Origin of the sequence: Pseudomonas sp. AL03, assembly GCF_029960815.1 — a bacterium.
Classification (GTDB): domain Bacteria; phylum Pseudomonadota; class Gammaproteobacteria; order Pseudomonadales; family Pseudomonadaceae; genus Aquipseudomonas.
In genome coordinates, this window is record NZ_JASBRE010000067.1 from 1 (window position 1) to 2,491 (window position 2,491).

Annotated in this window: 1 protein-coding gene; it reads right to left on the reverse strand. The window is 61.9% G+C overall.

Annotated features, from left to right (window positions below; genetic code table 11):
- Nucleotides 1-2,491 (reverse strand): DUF6531 domain-containing protein (locus QK293_RS27610; RefSeq protein ID WP_348775358.1); only part of this gene is annotated, 2,491 nt, incomplete at both ends.

Consider the following 2,491-nt stretch of genomic DNA (forward strand, 5'->3'; position numbering starts at 1 on the left):
CGGTGCCGCGGCGTTCGCGGATCAGGTTGCCGAAGGCGTCGTAGTCGTAGTGGCGGTCTCCCTGCATGAGCAGGCGATTGCCTTTGACGGTCGCGGCACCGGGACGGTCCTGCATCAGCAGGTTGCCGGCGGGGTCGTGGGCGAAGTTTTCCGGTGGGTCGTCGCGGGTGTGGCGCACGCGGGTCAGTTGGTTGAGTGGGTCGTACTGATAGCTGCGCTGGCCGTGACGGGTGTCGGCGATGCTGTCGAGGTTGCCGTTGGCGCTGTAGGCATAGTCGCGGCGATACAGCGCTTGTTGCTGATGGCTGACGGCGTGGGCCTTCAGGCGGCCCTGATCGTCGTAGGCATATTCGCTGAGCAACAGGCCTTGCTGGCGTTGCTGTTCGCGGCCGAAGGCGAATTGGTGGCTGGTGAGTCGCGCACCGTTGAGGTCGATGGCGGTCAGCGCACCACCCTTGGCGTGGTGGTAATCGAGTTTGCTGCCGTCCGGCAGGCGCAGGCGATTGAGTTGACCGCAGGCGTCGTAGCCATAACGCAACGTGCCCCAGCCCTGATGCTCGGTGATCAGGCGGTCCTGCTGGTCGTACTCGAATTCCAGCGGATGATCGTGGCCGTCGTCGACGCTGATCAGGCGACCGAGGCTGTCGTAGCGGTATTCAACCTTGATGCCGTCGGGCAGGGTTTTGACCAGCAATCGCCCTGCAAAGTCCCGCTGATAAGCCGTCACCAGCTGCGAGTCGTCATCACCGAACTCGGTTTTCTCCAGCAGATGGCCGTTGAGGTCGTAGGCATACGCCGTCCGCTGGCCGTCGAATCCTGTTTCTTGTCGGATCAGGCCGTTGGCCGTGTAGTCCAGCTGATATTTTTCGCCGGATTCGTTTTCGATTTCCGTGAGCAACAGCTGGGCGTTGTCGTAGCGGTACTTCAGCTGGGTGCCGTCGACATTGATTCGACGGCTGACCAAGTGCAGATCGTCGACGTATTCGTAACGCGTGACGCGGCCCAGTTCGTCACGTTCGGCGGTGATCTTGCCGTAGGCGTTGTAGCTGAACGCGCGGCTGGCACCGGTAGGAAAAGTCGTCTGGATCAGTCGGCCAACGGCATCCCATTGGTACTGGGTGACGGCGCCGTGTTCGTCCTGACGGGTAATCTGCCGCCCCATCACATCGTAGGAAAACCGCCGCTGGCCACCGCCCGGCAAGGTCTCTTCGAGCAGTTGCCCTAAGGCGCTCCAGACGAAGACATGCCGGCTGTTGTCCGGGTAACGGATCGACAGCAGCTGGCCTTTTTTGTCGTAGTGGTAGTGGCTGACATGGCCGTCGGGATCGGTCGCTTCGGTGATAGCGCCCTGAGCATTGCGCTGATAGGTCCAGACCGCTTTGCCGCGATACCGCGCGTGCAGGAAACCGTTGCGATACTCGTAGGCCGTTGGTTCGTCTTCCGGTGGAATCAGCGCGACCAGCCGTCCGACTTCGTCGTAATGGTATTCAGTGACGGCACCCAGCGGATCCTGCTCGGCAATCAACCGCCCCTGGTCATCGTAGGCCTTGAGGTGTTCGCCGCCATCCAGTTCGACCTTGCGCACCAGCCGCGCGCGATCGTCGTGGACGTAAACTTCTTCGCTGCCATCGATGTTCTGGACAGTGACACTGCCCTGGTCATCCCAGACGTAACGCGCGTCCATCTGTGAAAACGACGCCCAGTGGCGGATGCATCGGGCCGCCTTGCCGGACCTTTCCCACGCCCAGAAGAAACTCGCCCCACCGGCCAACTGCCGCTGCAGGATGACGTGCTGCTCGTCGTAGTCGTAGCGCTCGCTTTCGTTGGCGGCGTTGGTCGCTTCGATGAGTTGTGAGCGTTCGTCGTAGCGATAACTGACCAGCGTTAGCTCAGTTTTCCAGGCCTCATCGAGAGTCTGCGCCGGGATAAAAACCTGATAGTCGACGGCGGCTAGATGGCTGCGGTCATAACGCAACAGCAAGGCGCGGCCGGCGCCGTTGTCGAGGCGTTTGATCCGGTCCTGGCGGTCGCGGGTGATGCGCAGGCGGTTGTCGTAAGCGTCGCTGATGGTTGTCAGTCGGCCGTTTTGAAAGTGATAGAACCGCGTGTCGTCACCGGCCTGGGCGAGGATCAGTTCTTCGGGTTGATCGCCGAGATAAATCGCCGCGCACGAGAGGCTGTTGTGGATCGCCGGGCGTTCGCGGTTGGGTAGCGGGAAGCTGGTGCGGCGATTTTCGTGGTCGATCCAGACGACGGTGTCGCCGTCGATTTCCAGTCGATGGGCGAGGCTGTGACTCCAGCCGAAACCGAGGCCGCCGTCGATCTCGGCAGCGCTGGTGCGATAGAGCCGGGTGAAGTCGAACGGCAGGATGCCGTCCAGCGAGCCGTCGGTGAGGGTCAGCAGTTCTTCGCCGGTGACCATCGACACCGGGCATTTGTGAGTGGCGGTTTTATCGGCGGAATCGGCGCTGTCGCCGTTGGGGTTTTTCGC